This is a genomic window from Nevskia sp., from assembly GCF_051860985.1.
GTDB lineage: Bacteria > Pseudomonadota > Gammaproteobacteria > Nevskiales > Nevskiaceae > Nevskia.
Genome location: NZ_JBIMKV010000015.1, coordinates 54,058 through 75,306 on the forward strand (window position 1 = coordinate 54,058; position 21,249 = coordinate 75,306).

General features: G+C 68.9%; 23 protein-coding genes and 1 other RNA gene. 13 read left to right on the forward strand and 11 right to left on the reverse strand.

Annotated features, from left to right (window positions below; all coding sequences use genetic code 11):
* Nucleotides 1-8 precede the first annotated feature (8 nt).
* The 4 genes from ACTIGJ_RS14830 to ACTIGJ_RS14845 form a co-directional block, all read right to left on the reverse strand.
* Nucleotides 9-1,277, reverse strand: a complete 1,269-nt coding sequence (locus ACTIGJ_RS14830) for a multidrug effflux MFS transporter (protein ID WP_439641104.1) — start codon at nucleotides 1,275-1,277, stop codon at nucleotides 9-11.
* Nucleotides 1,278-1,286: 9 nt separating this feature from the next.
* Nucleotides 1,287-2,327 carry a phosphate acyltransferase PlsX gene (gene plsX, locus ACTIGJ_RS14835; protein WP_439641105.1) on the reverse strand — a complete coding sequence of 347 codons (1,041 nt, stop codon included), beginning with the start codon at nucleotides 2,325-2,327 and terminating at the stop codon, nucleotides 1,287-1,289.
* Between the two features lie 60 nt (nucleotides 2,328-2,387).
* On the reverse strand, nucleotides 2,388-2,585 hold the full coding sequence (gene rpmF / locus ACTIGJ_RS14840) for a 50S ribosomal protein L32 (RefSeq protein WP_439641106.1): 198 nt from the start codon (nucleotides 2,583-2,585) through the stop codon (nucleotides 2,388-2,390).
* Nucleotides 2,586-2,675: 90 nt separating this feature from the next.
* Nucleotides 2,676-3,119, reverse strand: a complete 444-nt coding sequence (locus ACTIGJ_RS14845; protein WP_439641107.1) for a YceD family protein — start codon at nucleotides 3,117-3,119, stop codon at nucleotides 2,676-2,678.
* On the opposite strand from ACTIGJ_RS14845, the gene ACTIGJ_RS14850 reads away from it, so the two are divergent.
* The 8 genes from ACTIGJ_RS14850 (at nucleotide 3,118) to ACTIGJ_RS14885 (ending at nucleotide 7,894) form a co-directional block, all read left to right on the forward strand.
* Nucleotides 3,118-3,279 (forward strand): hypothetical protein, encoded by a 162-nt coding sequence (locus ACTIGJ_RS14850; RefSeq protein WP_439641108.1) that lies wholly within the window; start codon nucleotides 3,118-3,120, stop codon nucleotides 3,277-3,279. The genes ACTIGJ_RS14845 and ACTIGJ_RS14850 overlap by 2 nt on opposite strands.
* A 37-nt stretch (nucleotides 3,280-3,316) precedes the next feature.
* Complete coding sequence (gene sohB, locus ACTIGJ_RS14855; protein WP_439641109.1) at nucleotides 3,317-4,396, forward strand: protease SohB; 1,080 nt, start codon at nucleotides 3,317-3,319, stop codon at nucleotides 4,394-4,396.
* A 107-nt stretch (nucleotides 4,397-4,503) separates the two neighbouring features.
* Nucleotides 4,504-5,961 carry a DegQ family serine endoprotease gene (locus tag ACTIGJ_RS14860; protein WP_439641110.1) on the forward strand — a complete coding sequence of 486 codons (1,458 nt, stop codon included), beginning with the start codon at nucleotides 4,504-4,506 and terminating at the stop codon, nucleotides 5,959-5,961.
* A 101-nt stretch (nucleotides 5,962-6,062) separates the two neighbouring features.
* Complete coding sequence (locus ACTIGJ_RS14865; RefSeq protein ID WP_439641111.1) at nucleotides 6,063-6,257, forward strand: hypothetical protein; 195 nt, start codon at nucleotides 6,063-6,065, stop codon at nucleotides 6,255-6,257.
* A gap of 16 nt (nucleotides 6,258-6,273) precedes the next feature.
* Nucleotides 6,274-6,597, forward strand: coding sequence for a cell division protein ZapA (locus ACTIGJ_RS14870; RefSeq protein ID WP_439641112.1), 324 nt, complete (start codon nucleotides 6,274-6,276; stop codon nucleotides 6,595-6,597).
* Between the two features lie 53 nt (nucleotides 6,598-6,650).
* A non-coding RNA gene (ssrS, locus tag ACTIGJ_RS14875) (6S RNA) lies at nucleotides 6,651-6,832 on the forward strand.
* A 46-nt stretch (nucleotides 6,833-6,878) separates the two neighbouring features.
* Complete coding sequence (locus ACTIGJ_RS14880; RefSeq protein ID WP_439641159.1) at nucleotides 6,879-7,430, forward strand: 5-formyltetrahydrofolate cyclo-ligase; 552 nt, start codon at nucleotides 6,879-6,881, stop codon at nucleotides 7,428-7,430.
* A gap of 2 nt (nucleotides 7,431-7,432) precedes the next feature.
* The gene (locus ACTIGJ_RS14885) at nucleotides 7,433-7,894 is read left to right on the forward strand and encodes an EVE domain-containing protein (RefSeq protein WP_439641113.1); all 462 of its coding nucleotides are present in this window, start codon (nucleotides 7,433-7,435) and stop codon (nucleotides 7,892-7,894) included.
* Nucleotides 7,895-7,947: 53 nt separating this feature from the next.
* Here ACTIGJ_RS14885 and ilvA read toward each other — a convergent pair whose 3' ends face one another.
* Entirely contained in the window at nucleotides 7,948-9,537 is a 1,590-nt protein-coding gene (gene ilvA / locus ACTIGJ_RS14890) for a threonine ammonia-lyase, biosynthetic (protein WP_439641114.1), read from the reverse strand.
* Between the two features lie 148 nt (nucleotides 9,538-9,685).
* Here ilvA and proC point away from each other — a divergent pair, with 148 nt between their 5' ends.
* The 4 genes from proC to metW are packed head-to-tail and all read left to right on the forward strand — an operon-like array spanning nucleotide 9,686 to nucleotide 12,876.
* Complete coding sequence (gene proC, locus ACTIGJ_RS14895) at nucleotides 9,686-10,552, forward strand: pyrroline-5-carboxylate reductase (protein ID WP_439641115.1); 867 nt, start codon at nucleotides 9,686-9,688, stop codon at nucleotides 10,550-10,552.
* Nucleotides 10,482-11,126, forward strand: a complete 645-nt coding sequence (locus ACTIGJ_RS14900; protein ID WP_439641116.1) for a YggT family protein — start codon at nucleotides 10,482-10,484, stop codon at nucleotides 11,124-11,126. The genes proC and ACTIGJ_RS14900 overlap by 71 nt, the downstream gene beginning before the upstream one ends.
* Entirely contained in the window at nucleotides 11,126-12,274 is a 1,149-nt protein-coding gene (metX, locus tag ACTIGJ_RS14905; protein ID WP_439641117.1) for a homoserine O-succinyltransferase MetX, read from the forward strand. Before ACTIGJ_RS14900 ends, metX begins: the two co-directional genes overlap by 1 nt.
* On the forward strand, nucleotides 12,271-12,876 hold the full coding sequence (metW, locus tag ACTIGJ_RS14910; RefSeq protein WP_439641118.1) for a methionine biosynthesis protein MetW: 606 nt from the start codon (nucleotides 12,271-12,273) through the stop codon (nucleotides 12,874-12,876). The genes metX and metW overlap by 4 nt, the downstream gene beginning before the upstream one ends.
* 17 nt (nucleotides 12,877-12,893) lie before the next feature.
* Here the strand turns inward: metW and ACTIGJ_RS14915 are convergent, their stop codons facing one another.
* The 6 genes from ACTIGJ_RS14915 to ACTIGJ_RS14940 all read right to left on the reverse strand — a co-directional run bounded on the left by ACTIGJ_RS14915 (nucleotide 12,894) and on the right by ACTIGJ_RS14940 (nucleotide 20,350).
* The gene (locus ACTIGJ_RS14915) at nucleotides 12,894-13,922 is read right to left on the reverse strand and encodes a diguanylate cyclase domain-containing protein (protein ID WP_439641119.1); all 1,029 of its coding nucleotides are present in this window, start codon (nucleotides 13,920-13,922) and stop codon (nucleotides 12,894-12,896) included.
* The gene (locus tag ACTIGJ_RS14920) at nucleotides 13,919-14,491 is read right to left on the reverse strand and encodes a chemotaxis protein CheB (RefSeq protein WP_439641120.1); all 573 of its coding nucleotides are present in this window, start codon (nucleotides 14,489-14,491) and stop codon (nucleotides 13,919-13,921) included. Before ACTIGJ_RS14920 ends, ACTIGJ_RS14915 begins: the two co-directional genes overlap by 4 nt.
* Nucleotides 14,492-14,500: 9 nt before the next feature.
* A complete protein-coding gene (locus ACTIGJ_RS14925) occupies nucleotides 14,501-15,340 on the reverse strand; it encodes a CheR family methyltransferase (RefSeq protein ID WP_439641121.1) in 840 nt (279 codons plus the stop codon).
* 174 nt (nucleotides 15,341-15,514) lie between these two features.
* A complete protein-coding gene (locus tag ACTIGJ_RS14930; RefSeq protein ID WP_439641122.1) occupies nucleotides 15,515-19,207 on the reverse strand; it encodes a response regulator in 3,693 nt (1,230 codons plus the stop codon).
* On the reverse strand, nucleotides 19,204-19,662 hold the full coding sequence (locus ACTIGJ_RS14935) for a TerB family tellurite resistance protein (protein WP_439641123.1): 459 nt from the start codon (nucleotides 19,660-19,662) through the stop codon (nucleotides 19,204-19,206). Before ACTIGJ_RS14935 ends, ACTIGJ_RS14930 begins: the two co-directional genes overlap by 4 nt.
* A 16-nt stretch (nucleotides 19,663-19,678) precedes the next feature.
* Nucleotides 19,679-20,350, reverse strand: a complete 672-nt coding sequence (locus tag ACTIGJ_RS14940) for an alpha/beta hydrolase (protein ID WP_439641124.1) — start codon at nucleotides 20,348-20,350, stop codon at nucleotides 19,679-19,681.
* A 222-nt stretch (nucleotides 20,351-20,572) separates the two neighbouring features.
* Between ACTIGJ_RS14940 and ACTIGJ_RS14945 the strand changes: the two genes are divergently transcribed.
* The gene (locus ACTIGJ_RS14945) at nucleotides 20,573-21,232 is read left to right on the forward strand and encodes a hypothetical protein (protein ID WP_439641125.1); all 660 of its coding nucleotides are present in this window, start codon (nucleotides 20,573-20,575) and stop codon (nucleotides 21,230-21,232) included.
* Nucleotides 21,233-21,249 lie beyond the last annotated feature (17 nt).

Below are 21,249 nucleotides of genomic sequence, written 5' to 3' on the forward strand. Positions count from 1 at the left end.
CGCCCGTCTCAGCGCTGGACGTGCGCCGATGACGGCGTCGGTGCCACCGCCGGTTCCAGCGCCGCCGACAGCACCTGCGGGCCGATGTCCGGCGTGATCCGCCGGTAGCCGGTCCACAGCAGGTAGCCGGTCACCGTCATCGCCGCTGCCGCCGAGGCCAGCAGCACCGGCGAGGCATCGACCAGCGGCGCGACCAGGCCGGACACCAGCGCCGAGACGCCGAGGCTGATGGTGGCCTGCACCGAGGCGGCCGCGCCGCGAACGGCCGGGAAGCGGTCGAGCATCAGCAGGGTCAGCGTCGGGAAGGCCAGGGTCACGCCGGTGCCGATGAGGCCGACCGGCAGCACGAACCACGGCACCTGCGGCCGCAGGCCGATGCTGCCGGCCAGGTTCAGCAGCGTGCCGATCGCCATCAGGCTGAAGCCGACGCGGACCGTGCGCAGCGGGCTCATCCGGCCGGCCATCCGCGCGGAGGTCGCCGAGCCGAGCATCATCCCGGCGATCACCGGCACGAACAGCCACGCGAACTGGGTTTCCGACAGCTTCAGCAGGTCCAGCACCACCGACGGCGCCGAGGCGATATAGATGAACAGCGCGCCGAAATTCAGGCTGGCGGCGAAGCCGAGCAGCAGGAAGCGGCGATCGCCGAGCACGCTGCGGTAGGTGCGCAGCAGCGGCCGCAGCGCGAAACGGGTGCGGCGCTCGCGCGGATGGGTTTCCGGCAGCGCCGCCAGCGAGGCCACGACCAGCGCTAAGGTGAAGCCGCCCAGCAGCCAGAAGATCGCCCGCCAGCCGGCCAGCCCGAGTACCAGACCGCCGATGATCGGCGCCACGGCCGGCGCGAAGCCGAAGATGAAGCTGACCTGCGACATCAGCCGCTGGGCATCGGCACCATCGTGGCGGTCGCGGATCATCGCCCGGCCGACGATCATGCCGGCGCCGGCGCAGACGCCCTGCATGGCGCGGAACGCCAGCAGCATCCGGTAGGAATCGGCCAGCGCGCAGCCGGCGCAGGCCACTGCGAACAGCAGCATCGACCAGAGAATCACGCCGCGCCGGCCGTAGGCATCGGACAGCGGTCCGTGGACCAGCGACATCGCTGCGAACGACAGCAGATAGACGCTCAAGCTCTGCTGCATCGCCACCCGGGTCACCGCGAACTCGGCTTCCATGGTCGGAAACGCCGGGAAGAAGGCGTCGATCGAGAACGGGCCAAGCATCGCCATGCCGGCCAGCAGCGGCGCCAGCAGCCGGGGGTTGGCGCGGAAGCGGTTCACGGTGCGCGCCTAGACGGCCGCGGATGTCGTCGGCGGCGCGCCCAGCGATTCGGCCAGGAGCGAGGCGATGCGGGCCGGCACATTGTTCTGCACCGCCCGCAGCGCAACTTCGATGGCATTGGCGAAGGCCAGCGCATCGGCGCCGCCGTGGCTCTTGATCACCGTGCCGTTGAGGCCGACCAGGCTGGCGCCGTTGTAGCGGCGCGGGTCCATGCGCCGGGCCAGCTGGCGCAGCACCGAGCGGGCGATCAGCGCCACGGCCTTGGTCAGCCAGTCGCGAGTGAATTCCTCGCGCATGAAATGGGTGACCAGCTTGGCCACGCCCTCGCCGGCCTTCAGCGCGACATTGCCAACGAAGCCGTCGCAGACCACCACGTCGACCGGATGCAGGAAGATGCCATCGCCTTCGATGAAGCCGGTGTAATGCAGTTTCGAACCGGCAATCAGCACCGCCGCCTGCTTGATGATCTCGTTGCCCTTGATCTCTTCCTCGCCGATGTTCAGCAAGGCGACCTTGGGCCGCTCGACGCCATGCAGCGCCGTGACCAGCGCCGAGCCCATGACCGCGAACTGGAAGAGCTGCTCGGCCGAACACGAGGCATTGGCCCCGAGATCCAGCACATGGGTGGCGCCGCTGACCGTCGGCATCGGCGAGATGATTGCCGGCCGGTCGATGCCCGGCAGCGTCTTGAGCACGAATTTGGCGATCGCCATCAGCGCGCCGGTGTTGCCGGCCGACACCGCTGCCTGCGCCTGGCCCGACTTGACCAGGTCGACGGCGACCCGCATCGACGAATCCTTCTTGCCGCGCAGCGCCTTCGACGGCAACTCGTCCATCGCCACGACCTGGGTCGCGTGCTGGAGGCGGATGCGGGATTCCTGGCTGCGCCGGTGGGCCGCCAGCTCGCGCGCCAAGACTGCCTCGTCGCCGACGAGGATCAGGCTCAGCTGCGGGTGTTCGTCCAGTGCCCTCAGCGCCGCGTCCACGACGATACGGTGACCGTGGTCACCGCTCATCGCGTCAAGGGCCAGCAGGACAGGCGCCGTCATGACTGCGCCGGGGCAGCGGGCGGAAGCGGAGAGGTCCGTTCAGCGCGCTGCCAGCGAAGCTCAGGCTTCGTCAGCGACTTCAGCCGTCTTCAGCTCGATCACGCGCTTGCCGCGGTAGAAACCGTCGGCGGTGACGTGATGGCGGAGATGCGTCTCACCCGAGGTCGAATCGACCGAAAGGGTCGGCGCGCTCAGGGCATCGTGGGCGCGGCGCATGCCGCGGCGGGAACGGGATTTCTTTGATTTTGCGACTGCCATGGGGAACTCCGGTGGGCTCAGGGTACGCCCAGGGGCGCGCAGTCTACCCTGATTGCCTGGAAAAAGGCAGGAAAATTCTGCGCCCGCCGATCAGCCCGGTTCGCAGTCGTCGCGATCGCAGCGCGGCGCGTACGGCAGCGCCAGCAGCACCTCTTCCTCGACCACGGCGTGGAACGGCAGCTGGTCGTCTTCGATCAGCAGCGGCTCGGAATCCTTCAGCACCCGGCTCTCTTCTTCTTCGTTGAACACCAGACGCAGGTCGATGGCGGCATCAAGCGGCCAGCGGAACGGCTGCAGGCAGCGCTGGCAGATCATCGACAGCTCGCCGCGAACGCGGCCTTCCAGCTTCGGCACCCGGGTCTTGTCGCGCAGCAGCTGCAGTTCGACCTGCAGGCTGCCGTCGGCATCGGCGGTCACCGCGCGCAGGCGTTCGAGTCGCGCCACCGGCAGCGCGCCTTCGTAACGCGCCTCACGGGTCAGCGCGCTGGAAACCTTGGCGTGCAGCGGCAGCAGTCGTCGGGCGGGTTCGTTCATGACGACACTTTATCAGTGCCCGGCCGGCAGCCGCCGCGCCCAACCTTCGTCCGAATGCCCCTTCATTGAATGCGCGATCATCGTCCCCATTCCCAGTGGACGAAAAATGGCGGTGCGCCTCGCCTGCCCGGTCGCCGCCCGCCTGACGCCGTTCGCGTGACCGCCGGTTCTCCTTAAACCAAGCGTCTGGAAACGCCATGCAAGATCTGCTGCTGCAGTACGGCCTGTTCCTCGCCAAGACCCTGACCTGGGTCGTTGCCATCGTGGCGGTGGTCGCGCTGGTCGCCAACGTGGTCCGCGAGAGCCGCGGCCAGGTCGGCGAGCGGCTGGAAGTCAAACATCTGAATGAACGCTACAAGGACATGGCCGAGGTGCTGAACCTCGACCTGCTCGACGACGACGAACACAAGGCGCTGGCCAAGCAGCGCAAGGCGGAAGCGAAGGCGGAACGCAAGGCCGCCAAGCGCGGCGAAGCACCCGCGCCGAAGCCGCGCCTGTTCGTGCTCGATTTCGATGGCGACATCGAGGCCTCGCAGGTCGGCGCATTGCGCGAGGAAATCAGCGCGCTGCTGCAGGTCGCCCGTCCCGACGACGCCGTGCTGGTGCGGCTCGACAGCGGCGGCGGCATCGTCCACGCCTACGGTCTGGCGGCCTCGCAGCTCAAGCGCATCCGCGATCGCGGGCTGCGGCTGGTGGTGTCGATCGACAAGGTCGCCGCCAGCGGCGGCTACATGATGGCCTGCGTCGCCGACGAGATCGTCGCCGCGCCGTTCGCGGTGATCGGCTCGATCGGCGTGGTGGCGCAGATGCCGAACTTCCACCGCCTGCTCGACAAGAACGCCATCGACGTCGAACTGCATACCGCCGGCGAGTACAAGCGCACCTTGACGATGTTCGGCGAAAACACCGACGCCGCGCGCGCCAAGTTCAAGCAGGAGCTGGACGAGATCCACGTGTTGTTCAAATCGTTCGTCGCCGACCATCGCCAGCAGCTGGCGATCGACCGCGTCGCCACCGGCGAACACTGGTACGGCACGCAGGCGCTGGCGCTGGGGCTCGTCGACCGCCTGCAGACCAGCGACGACCTGCTGCTCGACGCCGTCAAGCAGCGCGAGATCTACGAAATCCACTTCCGGGTCAAGCGCGGCCTGCGCGAGCAGCTGATCGGCTCGCTGACCCGGCTGGCCGGCGCCGGACTGCGTGCGGCATGGCGACCGGCAGCGCGGATGCAGGCGATGCCGGGGCTCGATGCCTCGCGCTTGAATCCGCCGCAGTAGGACGAAAATACCGTGAAACGCAGGTGAAACTTGCCGCGTACGCCACGGTCACACCGCCACGTTCCCCCCGAACGACCAACAGAACGGAACCTTCCAGGACAGTCATGATGAACCTTCGCGCTTTCATGAAAACAGCAGCGGTGGCCAGCGTTGCCGGTGTGCTGGCCACGGTCGCCACCTTGAGCCTGTCGACCACCGCCCCGGCGCCGCTGCACGCCGACGTGCCGACCAGCCTGCTCGCCGCACCGACGGCCACCGGCCAGATTCCGTCGCTGGCGCCGATGCTGAAGGGCGTGCTGCCGGCCGTCGTCAATATCGCGGTGATCGGCAAGGCCCAGCCGCAGCAGCAGAACCCGCTGCTCAACGATCCGTTCTTCCGCCGCTTCTTCGATGTGCCGGAAAACCAGCAGCAACAGCAGCCGCGTGAAGCGCCGCAGGGCATCGGCTCCGGCGTGATCGTCGACGCCGCCAAGGGCTACGTGATCACCAACAACCACGTGGTCGCCGACGCCGAAACCATCAAGGTGCGCCTGAGCGACGACCGCGAACTCGACGCCAAGCTGGTCGGCACCGATCCGGACACCGATCTGGCGGTGCTGAAGATCGAGCCGAAGAACCTCACCGCGCTGGTGATCTCGGATTCCGACAAGCTTGAAGTGGGCGATTTCGTGGTCGCCATCGGCTCGCCGTTCGGCCTGCGCCAGACGGTGACCTCGGGCATCGTCTCCGGCCTCGGCCGCCAGGGCCTCGGCGAAGGCTACGAAGACTTCATCCAGACCGACGCCTCGATCAACCCTGGCAACTCGGGCGGCGCGCTGATCAACCTCAGAGGCGAGCTGATCGGCATCAACAGCCAGATCCTGTCGCGCTCCGGCGGCAACATCGGCATCGGCTTCGCGATCCCGACCAACCTGGTCAAGAGCGTGATGACGCAGCTGATCGAGAACGGCAGCGTCGTGCGCGGCCGCATCGGCATCCAGGGCGGCCAGGAACTGACGCCGGAACTGGCCAAGGCCTTCAACGTGCCGGGCGGCAAGGGCGCGCTGATCGGCAAGGTGGTGCCGGACTCGCCGGCGGCCAAGGGTGGCCTGCAGGATGGCGACATCGTCATCGAAGCCAATGGCAAGGCGATCAAGGATTTCGGCCAGCTGCGCTACCTGGTTGGCCTGCTGCGGGTCGGCGACAAGGTCAACCTCAAGATCCTGCGTGACGGCAAGCAGAAGGATGTGACCGTGACCGTCGGCAAGAACACCGACAACGAGCGCACCGCCGCCGCCGACACGCTGCACCCGGCGCTGAAGGGCGCGACCTTCGGCCCGCTCGCCGGCCCGGCGGCGGAAGCCGCGAAGACCGCCGGCGTGAAGGGCGTGATGATCACCCAGGTCGACCCGCGCTCGGTGGCCGCCAAGAACGGCCTGCGCCCGAACGACATCGTGCTGAGCGTCAACCGCCGCCCGGTCGCCACCGTCGCCGAGTTCGAGCGGCTGGCGGCCCAGAAGGAAGGCCAGCTGCTGCTGCAGGTGCTGCGCGGCCAGGGCGCGTTCTTCGTGATCCTGGAGCCGTAAGCGGGCCGCTTACGAATCCGCAACGCGGTTCGCGGTCATGACGCGGGCCTGTCGACAGACAGGCCCGCGTTATACTTTTCGCCGTCCATCACCGTACGCCCATGCTCCACAGCGAAGTCGCCCATCTCGATGAACGCGTGCAGCGACTGATCGCCGCCTTCCGCCAGGAGCGTCTGGAGCGCAAGCGGGCGATCCAGGAACGCGACCGCCTGCTGGCGCTGAACGCCGAACTGAAGCGGCGCATCGAGGCGGTGGTCGAGCGTATCCGGCTGCTGGAAGCCGATCCGAACGTCTGAGCCTGGAGCCAGCCCGATGAGCCGCGACGCCGACAAGCCGGACCTGAGAACCGTGACGGTGCGCATCATGTCGCGCGAATACACGGTGACCTGCCCGCCGGACGAGCATGAGGGCCTGGTGGCATCGGCCGACTATCTCAACGAGCGGATGACCGCGATCCGCCGGCGCGGCAAGGCGCTCGGCGCCGAGCGCATCGCCGTGATGACGGCGCTGAACCTGGCCCGCGAGCTGCTGGCGCTGAAGGGCGATCCGGCGCTGTCACGGCCCGACCAGGAAGTCGTCGACAAGCTTCAGCAGATGGCCTTCGATATCGACCAGACGCTCGATTCGGCCGACTGAAGGCAGCGTCCGCCGGCCTTGAAACAAGGCGGTTCGTGCTAATGTTTGCCGCGTGTCTCCTGCGGTGTTCGATGTTCGTCAGGAACCCTTGAGCCTAATTCACAGCAACGGGAACCATAACGACGCAGGGTGTGCAGGCCCGCCCCGTAGCGGGAAGCCCGAATGTATTGTGCGGTGCCCACTTGAGACCTCCGTCTCAAGGTCGAAGACGGATGACGGCACAGGCGGGAGACACCTTTCCACTTTCCTCCGCAGCGCAGAAGTCAGCGCTGCGGCGCGTTCTGCGCAGCCGCCGCAGCCGCCTTCCTGAAGCCGAGCGCCGCAAGGCGGCACGGCTCGCCGCACGGGCACTGGTCCAGCGCCTGCCGCGCCGCTGCCGGATCGCCATCTACCTGTCGGTGCATTCCGAACTCTCGACACTGCCGCTGCGCCGGGCGCTGCTGCGCGCCGGCCATCGCCTGTCGGTGCCGGTCACGCTGCGCAACTGGCGGATGCGTTTCGTGCCGTTCCACGCCGGGACCGCCCTGCGCCGCAGCGGCCCGTTGCGGCTACCGGAACCGGTGACGCGGCGGCCGATGCACGGCGCGCGTCACTTCGATCTGATCCTGGTGCCGCTGCTTGGCTTCGATGCCGACGGTGGCCGGCTCGGCAACGGTGGCGGCTACTACGACCGCGCACTGGCGGCGCCGCGCGTCGGCCGGCGGCCGCAGCGCATCGGCTACGCTTACGCCGCCCAGGCGGTCGAGGCGCTGCCGATGGAAGCCTTCGATGTCCGCCTCGACGCCGTGGTCACCGAACGCGGCTGGACCCGATTCCCGAAACCCCGAACCTGACGATGAACTACTGGCTGATGAAGTCCGAACCGGACTGCTTCTCGATCGACGATCTTGCCGGCCGCCCGAACAAGACCGAAGCCTGGGACGGCGTGCGCAACTACCAGGCACGCAACTTCATGCGCGACGGCATGAAGGTCGGCGACGGCGTGTTCTTCTACCACTCCAACTGCGAGATTCCCGGCATCGTCGGCCTCGCGACGATCGCCTCCACCGCCTATCCCGATCCGACCCAGTTCATCAAGGATCACGAACACTACGACCCAACCGCCAAGCCCGACGAGCCGCGCTGGCTGCTGGTCGACGTCAAGTTCAAGCGCAAGCTCAAGCGGACGATTTCCCTCGCCGAGCTGAAGGCCCGCGAGGCCGAGCTGCCCGGCTTCCAGCTGCTGATGAAGGGCAACCGGCTGTCGATCATTCCGGTGCGAAAGGAGCACTGGGAGCACATCCTGGCGCTGGAATGACCGTGCTGCGGCGGGCCGCCCGTCAGCCGCCCGCCGCGCCCTGAATCCAGTCGTCAACCGCCGGCAATGAACAGCCGGTAGGCCGGGTTCTCGCTTTCGTCGTGGTACTCGTAGCCGAGCGCGTCGAGCGCGCGGCGGCATTCGCTGCGTTCCTTCTTCGGCACCTGCAGGCCGCACAGCACGCGGCCATAAGCGGCGCCGTGGTTGCGGTAGTGGAACAGCGAGATGTTCCAGCGCGCGCCGATCGCCGACAGGAAATCGGCCAGCGCGCCTGGCCGTTCCGGGAACTCGAAGCGGAACAGGCGCTCGTCGGCAAGTCCCGGCGCGCGGCCACCGACCATGTAGCGGATATGGACCTTGGCCATCTCGTCGTCGGTCAGATCGGCGACCGCCATGCCCTCGCCGCGCAGCGCCTCGATGGTCGCGTCGCGCGCCGCGCGGTCATCGAAATGCACGCCGGCGAACACGTGAGCCTCGGCGGCCGAGCCGTAGCGGTAGTTGAATTCGGTGATCGCGCGGCGGCCGAGCAGCTTCAGGAACTTGCGGAAGCTGCCGGGCTTTTCGGGAATGGTCACCGCGAGCAGCGTCTCACGGCCGTCGCCCAGCTCGGCGCGCTCGGCGATGTGGCGCAGGCGGTCGAAATTCAGGTTGGCGCCGCTGATCGTGGCGACGAAGGTCTTGCCGGTATCGCCAGTCTCGGCAACCCACTTCTTGATGCCGGCAACAGCCAGCGCGCCGGCCGGCTCGGGCAGGCTGCGGTTTTCGGCGAAGACATCGCGGATCGCCGCGCAGATCTCGTCGGCCGACACCCGCAGGCAGGCGTCGACGGTGTCCTTGCAGACCTTGAACGGCTCCGCGCCCGCCTGGCGCACGGCAACGCCATCGGCGAACAGGCCGACCTGCGGCAGCTTGACCCGGCGGCCGGCTTCCAGCGCCTGCGCCATGCAGTCGGAATCGTCCGGCTCGACGCTGATCACCTTGATGCCGGGGCGCACGCTCTTCACCCAGGCGGCGATGCCGGCCAGCAGGCCGCCGCCGCCGGTGCAGACGAAGATCGCATCGCAGGGGCCGTCGCCGATCTGCTCGAGAATTTCCTTGGCCACCGTGCCCTGGCCGGCGATGACATCGGCATCGTCGTACGGCGGAATCATGGTCAGGCCCTTGGTCTCGGCCAGCTCGGCGGCATGGGCGGCGGCATCGTCGAAGGCATCGCCATGCAGCACGATCTTGCCGCCGAGCGCACGCACCGAATCGACCTTCACCGAAGGCGTGGTGCGCGGCATCACGATCCAGGCCGGGATGCCCAGCCGTTTGCCGGCCAGCGCCACGCCCTGGGCGTGGTTGCCGGCACTGGCGCAGATGACGCCGCGCGCGCGCGCCGCATCCGGCAGCTGGACGATCTTGTTGTAGGCGCCGCGAAGCTTGAACGAGCGGACGCTCTGGGTGTCCTCGCGCTTCAGCCACAGCTTGTTGGCCAGCCGGGCCGACAGCTTCGGGGCGAATTCCAGCGCCGAGACGATCGCCACGTCGTAGACCCGGGCGCGTTCGATGCGTGCCCTGTAGTCGGCGAGCAGGCGCTCGCGGTCGAAACGGCCGGACTTGGCGGCGGAAGGCGGAGACGCGGGCGCGGCGGAATCGGTCACGGCGTTCGAAGCTCTGGATGACGAGGGGCCAGACGGCGCCCGGGTGCGGCTTGGATCGCGGCCGGACACCAGCGGGAGACGGGCGGATCGGGGTCGGGGGTCGCGTATCATACCGTCCGCTCTTTCGTGCCCTTCCCCCGCGAGCCCGATGTCCCAGACGCCCTCCCCTGCGCCCGCGCCTGCCGCGGCCGCCGACACCATCGCCTTCATCGGCGGCGGCAACATGGCTGCCAGCCTGATCGGCGGCCTCGTCGCGGCCGGCCATCCGGCCGCCTCGATCCGTGTCTCCGAGCCGGATGCCGACCGCGCCGCCGCGCTGCAGGCCCGCTTCGGGCTGGTCATCGCCACCGACAACGCGGCCGCCGTCGGCGGTGCCGACATCATCGTGCTGGCGACCAAGCCGCAGCAGGTCGCGGACGCGATCCGCGGGCTCGCGCTGTCCGTCGACGCCACGCTGATCTCGATCTGCGCCGGCGTCCGCATCGCGAGTCTCCGGGCGCTGATCGGCACCGGCGGCTGGAGCGGCGCGATCGTTCGCGCAATGCCGAACACGCCGGCGCTGTTCGGCGCCGGCATCACCGGTCTGCATGCCTCCGAAGGTGCGGCACCGCGTGCGCGGATGCAGGCGGAAACGGTGCTGAAGGCGGCCGGCCAGGTCTGCTGGGTCGACACCGAACAGCTGATGGATGCGGTGACCGCCGTCTCCGGCAGCGGCCCGGCGTACTTCTTCCTGCTGACCGAAGCGATGGCCGAGGCCGGCGTGGCGCTGGGCCTGACGCCGGCCGATGCGAAGGCGCTGGCGCTGCAGACCTTCATCGGTGCCGCGAAGATGGCCGAGGGCACCGGGACCGACGTCGCCACGCTGCGGGCGCAGGTGACCTCGAAGGGCGGCACCACGCAGGCGGCGCTGGAAAGCCTTGAAGCGGCCGGATTCCGCCGCATCCTTGGCGACGCGCTGCAGGCTGCCGACCGCCGGGGCGCGCAGCTCGGCGACGAACTCGCCGCCACGATCTGACCCACGATCCGACGAGGACCGCGCCATCATCAACGTCATCTACAGCCTGTTCACCACCCTGCTGGATCTGGTGATCTGTGCGTTCCTGCTGCGCGTGCTGCTGCAGCTGGTCAAGGCCAACTTCTACAACCCGATCTCCCAGCTGATCTGGAAGGTCACCCAGCCGGTGACGATGCCGCTGGTGCGCTTCGTGCCGCGCATCCGCAATATCGACACGCCGGCCGTGCTGGTGCTGGCGGTGGTGGCGCTGCTCGACATCTGGATCGTCGCCAGCCTGTACGGCCAGTCGCTGGCGTTGTCGACCATCGCCGGGCTGGCGGCGCTGAAGGTGATCAGCCTCGGCCTGCGCATCTTCACCTTGAGTCTGCTGGTGGTGACGATCCTGTCCTGGGTCGGGCCGGGCGTGTCGAACCCGGCAGCCAACGTGCTGTGGAGCCTGACCGAGCCGGTGCTGAAGCCGGTGCGCCGGGTGATTCCGCTGGTCGCCGGCCTGGACCTGTCGCCGATCCCGGTAATGATCCTGTTCCAGGCGCTGGACACTTGGATGCGCGCGCTGCTGGGCCTGTTCCACTGATGGCCGTGGCTGCGGATTCGGTCGGCGTCGTCACGCCCCGCAGGATCGCCATCGCCACGCCGCTGCTGCTGGCCTGCGGCCGCGTGCTGCCGGGCTTCGAGCTGATGGTGGAAACCTACGGCACGCTCAACGCGGCGCGCTCCAACGCCGTGCTGATCTGCCACGCGCTGTCCGGCGACCATCACGCCGCCGGCTTCCATTCCGCCGACGACCGCAAGCCCGGCTGGTGGGATTCGGCGATCGGCCCTGGCAAGCCGATCGACACCAACAAGTTCTTCGTCGTCTGCCTGAACAACCTCGGCGGCTGTCGCGGCTCGACCGGCCCGACGACGATCAACCCGGAAACCGGCGCGCTGTGGGGGCCGGACTTCCCGATCGTCACCGTGCGCGACTGGGTGGCATCGCAGGCGCTGCTGGCCGACCACCTGGGCATCGACGTCTGGGCAGCGGTGATCGGCGGCAGCCTCGGCGGCATGCAGGTCATGCAGTGGACGATCGATTGCCCGAACCGCGTGCGCCACGCGCTGGTGATCGCCGCAGCTCCCAGGATCTCGGCCCAGAACATCGCCTTCAACGAGATCGCCCGGCAGGCGATCCTGTCTGATCCCGATTTCCACGGCGGCCGCTATATCGAGGCCGGCGTGCGACCGGAACGCGGGCTCAAGCTGGCGCGGATGCTCGGCCACATCACCTACCTGTCCGACACCGCGATGCGCGCCCGCTTCGGCCGCATGCTGCGCGACGGCGATGGCCAGTACAACTTCAACTACGACGTCGAGTTCGAAGTCGAAAGTTACCTGCGCCACCAGGGCAATTCCTTCGTCGACCGCTTCGACGGCAACACCTACCTGCTGATGACCAAGGCGCTGGACTACTTCGATCCGGCGCGCGAGTACGGCGACGATCTGGCCGGCGCCTTCCGCACCGCCACCGCCCGTTTCCTGGTGATCAGTTTCTCGGTCGACTGGCGCTTCTCCCCGGCCCGCTCGCGCGAAATCGTCAATGCGCTGATCGCCGCCGGCCGCGACGTGTCGTACGCGATGATCGATTCGCAGCTCGGCCACGACGACTTCCTCATGCCGATCCCGCAGTACCACGCGGTGCTGCGCAACTACCTCGACCGGGTCGCGGTGGAGAGCGCCTCATGAGCACGCCGCTGCGTCCCGACCTGCAGCTGATTTCCGGCTGGATCGCGCCCGGCTCACGGATACTCGATCTCGGCTGCGGCGATGGCGCCCTGCTCGCGCACCTGGCCCGCACCCGGCAGGTCCGTGGCTACGGGCTGGAGATCGACGACGACAACGTCGCCGCCTGCGTCGCCGCCGGCATCAACGTGATCCAGGCCGACGTCGACGACGGCCTGGCGGCGTTTGCCGACCGCTCGTTCGACTACGTGGTGATGACCCAGGCGCTGCAGGCGCTGGTGCGGCCGGACCAGGTGCTGGCGGAAATGCTGCGGGTGGGGCGCGAAGTAATCGTCACCTTCCCGAACTTCGGCCATTGGCGGGTCCGCGTGGCGCTGCTCGGCGGCCACATGCCGCACACGCCAGCGCTGCCGGCGAACTGGTACGACACCGAGAACATCCACCTGTGCACGCTGGCCGATTTCGATGCGCTGTGCCGCGAATCGCGCTGGCAGGTACTGGAACGCGCGCTGCTCGACCGCAGCCACCGCGCCGGCGCCAGCATCCGCATCGCGCCGAACCTGTTCTGCGAGATCGCGCTGTACAAGCTGCGCCTGCCGGGCTGAGGCGCTGACTTAAAGCCTCAGCCCGGCACGGCCAGCAGGCAGCGGTTGCGGCCGGCGCGCTTGGCGGCGTACATCGCTTCATCGGCGGCGCGGATCAGCTGCTCGCGGTTGTCGCCGTGCGGCGGGAACATCGCCAGCCCGACACTGGCACCGATGGTCACCGTCACCGGCCCGAGCGCGCTGTCCAGCCGGTACGGGCGGCGCAGGTCGTGAACGATCACCTCGCAGACCCGCAGGCCGGCCGCCTCGCCTTCATCGAGGCTTTCGAGAATCACCGCGAACTCGTCGCCGCCGAGCCGCGCCACGGTGTCCTCGGTGCGCAGCAGCCCGCGCAAGCGGTCGGCGATCGCTTTCAGCAGTTCGTCGCCGACCGGATGGCCGTGGGTGTCGTTGACCGGCTTGAAACCATCGATGTCGATGTAGGCCAGGCCGAACTTGCGCTGGTGCCGGCGGCTGCGCTCGATGGCGCTGTCGAGCCGATCCATGAACAGCATGCGGTTCGGCAGGTCGGTCAGCACATCGTGGCTGGCGCGGTGCCAGGCAAGTTTCTCGGTTTCCCGGCGCAGTGCCACCTCGCGCTCCAGCGCCCGCATGTGCTGCGACAGCTGCTCCAGCGCGTCCTGCAGTTCCGACTTGCGCCGGTATAGCTCCAGGAACACGGCGACCTTGGATTTCAGGATCGTTTCGTTGACCGGCTTGGCGATGTAGTCCACCGCGCCGGAGCCGTAGCCGCGCAGCCGGTGCAGGTCGTCGTAGGCGGCGCTGATGAAGATGATCGGTGTGTCGCGGCTGCCCTCGTCGTCGCCCAGCAGTTCGGCGACTTCGAAGCCGTCCATCTCCGGCATGTTGACGTCGAGCAGGATCAGCGCGAAGTCGTGATCGAGGCAGGCGGCCAGCGCCTGGTTGCCGGAATCGGCCTCGATCAGCTCGGCGCCGGAGCGGGCCAGCAGCCGGCGCAGCGCCAGCCGGTTCGGCGCATGGTCGTCGACGATCAGGATCTTCGGCAGGGCCGGCGATCCGGCAGGCGGGGCGTCGAGGTCGGTCATGGGCAGCGGTCGTTGATTCGGGTGGCAAGGCTGACAAGCCCGGTCACGGCGTCGGCGCCGGCGCGCCCGAGCGCGGCCAGCGGCATCTGCGGCGCGACGGCCTCGGCCGGTTCCTGCACCAGCGCGTAGCCCCCGGCGCGGCGGACGGCAGCCAGGCCGTCGGCACCGTCGTCGTTGGCGCCGGTCAGTACCACGGCCAGCAGGCCATCGCCATAGACATCGGCCGCCGCCTCGAACAGCACATCGACGGACGGACGGACGTGGCGGACGCGCGGATCAGCGGACAGCATGAAGCAGCCGCCGGCATCGACCAGCAGGTGATAGCCCGGCGGCGCGACATGCACCACGCCGGCTTCCGCCGGCTGCCGTTCCACCGCCTCGCGCACCGGCAGCGTCGAAGCCCGCGCCAGCAGTTCGACGAGCAGTGCGCCGTCATCGTCCTGGCCGCGATGGCAAACGACGATCACCGGCGCGCCGAGATCGCCGCGCAGGCCGGCCAGCACGGTCGACAGCGCCTGTAGGCCGCCGGTGGAACAGCCGATCACGACCGCCGTGCTGGGCGCCGGCATCGCGGGCGCTCAGGCCGCCGCCGGCCCGAGCCGGTAGATCCGGGCCTGGGCATCGAGTTCGGTGAATTCCGCAGCGCTGGGCGCGAAGGCGATGCTTTCCTTGTTGCCCAGCACCAGGTAGCCGCCGCGTACCAGGCTGTCGCGAAACAGCCCGAGCACCCGATCCTGCAGGGCGTTGGTGAAATAGATCAGCACGTTGCGGCACAGGATCAGCTGCGCTTCGCAGAACACGCCATCGGCCACCAGGTTGTGGTTGGCGAAGGTGATGTTGCGCTTCAGCCGCTCGTCGAGCTTCAGGTGTTCGTAGCGGGCATGCCAGTAATCGCCGAGCGAATGCTGGCCGCCGGCGGCGAGATAGTTGGCCGACCAGGTGCGCGCCTCGGCGAGCGGAAAGATGCCTTCCTGCGCCTGCGCCAGCGCGGCGTCGTTGAAGTCGGTGGCGTAGATCTGGCAGCGGGCGTAGAGCCCGGCTTCCTCGAGCAGGATCGCCAGCGTGTAGACCTCCTCGCCGCGGGCGCAGCCAGCCTGCCAGATGTTGATGTGCGGGTACGAAGCCAGCACCGGCAGCACCTCGGCCGCCAGCGCCTTGAACACCGAGGGATTGCGGAACATCTCCGACACCGGCACCGACAGCCCGGCGATCACCGCCGGCAGCAGGCTGTCGTCGTGCACCACGCGGGTGGTCAGCTCGCCGATGGTCCGGCATTGCCGCGCCGCCGCCACCGCCTGCACCCGCCGCTTCAGCGAGGCCCGGGCATAGCCGCTGAAGTCGTAGCCGTGGCGCAGCTGCAGCGCCTGGATGAACAGCTCCAGCTCGATGTCGTCGGCGGCAGGGCGGCTCAGCGGCATCCGGCATCCGCCCCTGCCGTCGGCACCTGCATGCGCGGCGAGCCGCGCCGCAAGCGGTGCTCGTTTGTTCTGCCGAAGGTGCGCGGCCATCCCCGGCGCGACGGTCGCCGCGTTCGGAGAGATCGGCCTGACCATCCATGGCCCGTCATTCGCGCTCGTGGCAAGCAATGTTCGCTACGCACGCGCACTCATCCAGACCCGCATCATCGACAGCAGCTTGTCGACGTCGATCGGCTTCGACAGGTAATCGCTGGCGCCGGCCTCGAGGCATTTCTCGCGGTCGCCGCGCATCGCCTTGGCGGTCAGCGCGATGATCGGCAGCGTCCGCAGCGCCGGCCGCGTGCGGATCTCGCGGGTGGTTTCGTAGCCGTCCATGCCCGGCATCATGATGTCCATCAGCACCAGATCGATCCTCGGGTTGTCGTCGATCTGGCGCAGCGCCTTCTGGCCGTCCTGGGCCATCAGCACCTTCAGGCCCCGGGCGCGCAGGGCTTTCGACAGCGCGAAGATGTTGCGCATGTCGTCATCGACGATCAGCACCGTGCGGCCGTTCAGGCTGGCGTCGACCTCGCGCACCGGCGGCGCGGCTGCCGGCTTCAGCGAGTGCAGGAACAGGCTGACCTCGTCGAGCAGGCGTTCCGGCGAGCGGGCACCCTTGATGACGATCGCATCGGTGTACTGCCGCAAGCTCAGGGATTCCTCGCGCGACAGCTCGCGCCCGGAATGGATCACCACCGGCGGCAGCGTGCCGCGCCGCGATGCCGCCTCGAGGAACTCCTGGCCGGACATGCCGGGCAGGCCCAGGTCGAGGACGATGCCGTCGATCCGGCCACGCGCCAGTTCGTCGAGGCCCGCTTCGGCGCTGGCCGCGTCGACCAGTTCGACGCCGGCATCGTGCAGCAGCGTGTGCATCGCGCGGCGCGAAGCCTCGTCGTCGTCGATCAGCAGCACGCGGCGCAGGGCCGGCGCGGAGGCGTCGGCCTGCGGGTGCAGCAGTCGATCGAAGGCCGACAGCAACGCAGCCTTCGATACCGGCTTGGTCAGGAAACCGATGGCGCCCGCTTCCAGCCCGCGCGCGGCGTCGTCGGTAGCCGAGATGAAATGCACCGGGATGCCCGACAGCGACGGATCAGCCTTCATCCGGTCGATCACCGCCCAGCCGTCCATGCCGGGCAGCATGACGTCCAGCAGTACGCCGGTCGGCCGGAATGCGCGCGCCAGCTGCAGGCCGGTTTCGCCATCGCCGGCAGCCAGCACCCGGTAGCCCCGGCGGCGGATCAGCTCGGCCAGGATCCGCGCGAACGCCGGATCGTCCTCGACGATCAGGATCGTAGTGTCGCCGTCGCGGATCAGCTCGCGGTCATCGACGATGGTCGGCGTCGGCGCCAGCCCCAGGGTCTGTGCCGGTGTCGGCGCGGCGGCATGAGCGGCAGGCGGGATCGCTGCCGCCGGCGGCGCCACTTCCGGCAGCAGCCCGGCCGGTGGCGCAGCGCGACGGTCGTCGGTGCTGGCGGGCTCGGCCGGCGGCGTTTCCGGCATCACCACGGTGAACGTGCTGCCGCTGCCGAACTGGCTGCTCATGACGATGTCGCCACCCAGCCGGCGGGCCATGCCGCGGGCGATCGACAAGCCCAGCCCGGTGCCGCCGAACTGGCGGCTGGTGCCGGCGTCGATCTGCTGGAAGTTCTGGAACAGCTTGTGGAACTTGTCTTCCGGGATGCCGATGCCGGTGTCGGTGACGGCGATCGCGATGCTGCGCTCGCGCGCCAGCCCCGGCGGCAGCGGAAGGGCTGGCGCCGGCCGGCCGATCTGCACGTCGACGCTGCCGCTGCGGGTGAACTTGAAGGCGTTGCCCAGCAGGTTGTTGGCGATCTGCTCCAGGCGGCTGCCATCGGTGCGGATCACGCCCGGCAGCCCGTCGTCGATGCGCACCTCGAACGCGAGGCCCTTGTCGCGGGCCACGTGGCGGAAGTTGCGGCGCAGCGTCTGCGCCAGCGCGCCGAGTTCCAGCGGATCGATCACCACTTCCAGCTTGCCGGCCTCGACCTTGGACAGGTCGAGGATGTCGTTGATCAGCTGCAGCAGCTTGGTGCCGCTTTCATGGATGACGTTGGCCGATTCCACCTCGTCCGGCGACAGGTGGCCGTCGTCGTTGTCGGCCAGGCTGCGCGACAGGATCAGCAGGCTGTTGAGCGGCGTGCGCAGCTCGTGCGACATGTTGGCCAGGAACTCGCTCTTGTACTGACTGGCCCGGGCCAGCGCATCGGCCTTGTCCTGCGTCTCCCGCTGCAGCTCCTGCAGGATCAGCTGCTGTTCCTGCAGCGTGGCGCCGCGATTGACCAGCGATTCGTTGGTGACCTTGAGTTCCTCGGACTGCAGCCGCAGCTCCTCTTCCGATGCGCGCAGCCGCGTCGACTGTTCTTCCAGCAGGCGGGTCTTGGCTTCCAGGGCCTCGTTGGTGGCGCGCAGTTCTTCCTGCTGCACGCGCAGCGATTCCTCCGAGGCCTGCAGCTCCTCGGATTGCGCCTGGGTTTCGGCCAGCAGTTCCTGGGTGCGCAGCGCCCGGCGCAGGTTGTCGAACGACAGCGCGGCGATCGGCAGCAGTTCGTCCAGCAACTGCTGCTGCTCGTCGGTGAATGGCGCGAACGAAGCGATTTCCAGCACCGCCAGCGGCTGCCCCTTGAGCAGCAGCGGCTGCAGCAGCAGGGCGGCCGGCGCGGCGGCACCGAGGCCGGAGCCGATGTTCAGATAGCCGGCCGGCAGCGGGTGGATCTGCAGCGGCTTCAGGCTGCGCAGGCACTGGCCGATCAGGCCGTCGTCGGCGCGGATGTCGCGGCGGCCGGCGAATGCCGCCGGCAGGCCGTGACCGCCAAGGCACTGCAGACGCGGGTCGCCGGCGTCGTGGCCGTACATCGCTGCCGCGACGGCGCCCAGCCGGGGCGCCAGCGCATCGGTCAGCACGCGGGCGAATTCGCCGCCGTCGCGCGCTTGCTGCAGCGCGGCCGCAATCTCGCCGACCGCCGTCTTGACCCAGGTCTGCCGGTGGGTGGCGACGACCATGCCCTTGAACACGGCGAGCGCGCGGGCAATGTTGCCGATCTCGTCGCCGCGCTGCTGGTCGGGCACGACGATGGTGTGATCGCCGTCGGCCAGCCGCGTCATCAGGCCGGTGAGCGTCTCGATCGGCGCGGCGATCAGCGATCGCACCTTGCGGATGGCGTAGGCGGCGATCAGCACCGCGAGGATCAGCAGCAGCAGGGTCAGACGGCGCGCCAGTTCGACGCTGTCGCGCAGGCTGGCGCTGCGCTGGCCGAGCAGCAGGCGTTCGGTGACCTGGGTCTCGGCGATGATCGCCCGCAGCTCGTCGCGATAGGCCTTGCCCTTGATGGTCAGCGCCACCGAGGCCGGTCCGGGTCCCTGGCTGCGGACCAGCGCGATCACCGGCTCGGCAATCTGCTGGTTCCAGGTGGTCATCACCGCATCGATGCGGTCCAGCTGGGTCTGCTGCGCCGGATTGTCGACCACCAGCCCGCGCAGCCGCAGCAGCACCGTGCGGTAGGCCTCGCTGCCATCGGTGTACGGCTTCAGGAACGCCGCATCGCCGGTGAGCTGGAAGCCGCGCACGCCGGTCTGCTGGTTGAGGGTCTGCACTTCGAGATCGCGCAGCGCCTCGATCACTTCGTAGCTGTGGCCGGTCCAGTCGCGCTGGATTTCCTCGTTGTGCTGGATCACGAAGAACGAGGCGGCGTTGATCACCAGCAGCGCGGTGACCAGGCCGAAGCCGAGGCCGAGCTTGGCGGCGATCGGCCAGTCGGCCAGCCGCCGGATCCGGCGACGGAGCGCGGGCGCCGCCGCCTGCGAGCTCACGCGCCGGGCTCGTCGCGCGCTGCGGCCGCTGCCGCCACGGCTTCGCGGGCGCGGATGTAGTCGGCCATCGGGATGTACAGCAGGTCGACGAGCCGGCGCAGCAGATGCTCTTCGTACTTGTCGACCCGGCCATCGGCCCAGGCCACCTGCCAGAGCATGGTGATCAGCGCCCGCTTGCCGTCGGCATCGAGCCGTTCGTTGAGCGTGCCGACATAGGCATGCAGCGATACCGATTCGCGGGCGCGGCTGCGGGCCTCGTCCAGCAGCGCATCGAGCGCCGCCGCATCGAGCGCGAAGTGCGCCTGCAGCACCTCGCGGATGCGGGCCATTTCGATGTCGTCGAACGAGAAATCGGCGCGCCCGAGTTCCAGCAGCAGCAGTGCGGTCGACAGGGCTTCGGACGGCGGCTGTGGCGCCGATGGCGCGGCCAGCAGGTTCTTCAGACGGTTCAGCACCGGGAACGGCTCCTGCTCAGGGGGCGGCCAGCAAGGGCGTGAGGAAGTCGCGCACCGCCGCTTCCACCTCGCCGAGCCGGCCGTGGAAGAAGTGGCCGGCATCATCGAAATGGACGAACTGCGGCGGCGGGTCGTAGGTCGCCAGCGCCGCCCGGGTTTCGGCGTACGACACGACATCGTCGTCGGCGCTGTGCACGGCCAGCCAGGGCACACCCGGATGGGCAGGCGGTTCGGTGGTTTTCAGGTAGCGGCCCATCGGCGGTGCGATCGTCACGAGAGCCGCAGTATCCAGCTGCGCCGCCGCCTTCAGTGCCACGTGGCCGCCGAACGAGAAGCCGGCCATGACCAGCGGAAGACCGGGCGCCGTGGCCTGCAGCTGTTCGGCCACGGCGCAGGCGTCGGCGGTTTCGCCGAGCGTGTCGTCGAACAGCCCTTCGCTGCGGCCGACCCCGCGAAAATTGAAGCGCACCGTGCGCAAGCCGCACTTCAGCGCCGCGTTCGACAGCGTCCAGACGACCTTGTTGGTCATCGTGCCGCCGAACAGCGGATGCGGGTGACAGACCACGCAGACGCCGCGCAGCCGATCCTTCGGCGAGGCGATCAGGGCTTCGAGGCGTCCGGCCGGGCCAGACAGCATGAGGTCGGCGCTGGCGCCGGGTTTCAGGGCAGCTTCGGGGATGACTTGCATGGCCGAAAGTCTAGACCAGGCGCCGACCACAGTCGGGCCGCTGCACAGCGTCGACGCGGATCCGGCTCCGGCCTTCCCTTCATGAACCGCACGGCAGCTGCAGCGCAGCCGCGACAAACTTGCAGCCCCCGGACCGCAAACCTATAGTCCGCCGGTCGGAATGGCCTAGGAGCCTTCCGTTTCTCGCTCACACAAATCAAACCAGACAGGGAGAAGGATGCAATGCGCAAGCTCGCCGTGATCTCGGGAGCCGCTCTGCTGCTCACCGGTACCTGGACCGCAATCGCCGGCCAGAACGATGGAATCAGCACGCAGCCCTCGGCGAACGCCTACCTCAGCCTCGATTTCGGCCATCCGAACCCGACCAAGGCCACGTTCTCGCCGCTGCACTACGGCCTGCGGATGTCGTACGACAACCGCCTGCTGTCGGCCACCGGCAACGCGCTGCCGCCGCTCGCGCAGCTCGACTTCGATGCCCGCGGCAACCGCGTCGGCGCCGTTGGCGGCGTGCCGTTCATGGCCCGCATCCGCCCGCCGATGAAGCAGAACGACGGTGAAGGCGGCGGCGACGCGCCGGCAGCCGGCGGCTCGGGCGGCATCGAGTTCTTCGACGTGGCGCTGCTCGGCGTCGGCGTCGCCGGCCTCGGCTACCTGATCTACGAAGTGTCGAAGAACGACGAAAGCCGCGACCCGGGTCCGGGCGCGACCACCAGCGGCACGACCGGCGGCACCACCGGCGGTCTGCTGGGTGGCCTGCTCGGCGGTCTGCTGGGCGGCGGCGGCTTCGCCGGCGCCCAGGGCCAGATCCCGGGCGAGAACGACCTCGAGCGCCAGCGCTGGCTCGATGGCGGCACCGGCCAGATGGGCGACCTGAATCCCTGATCGGTCATCCGCTGCGC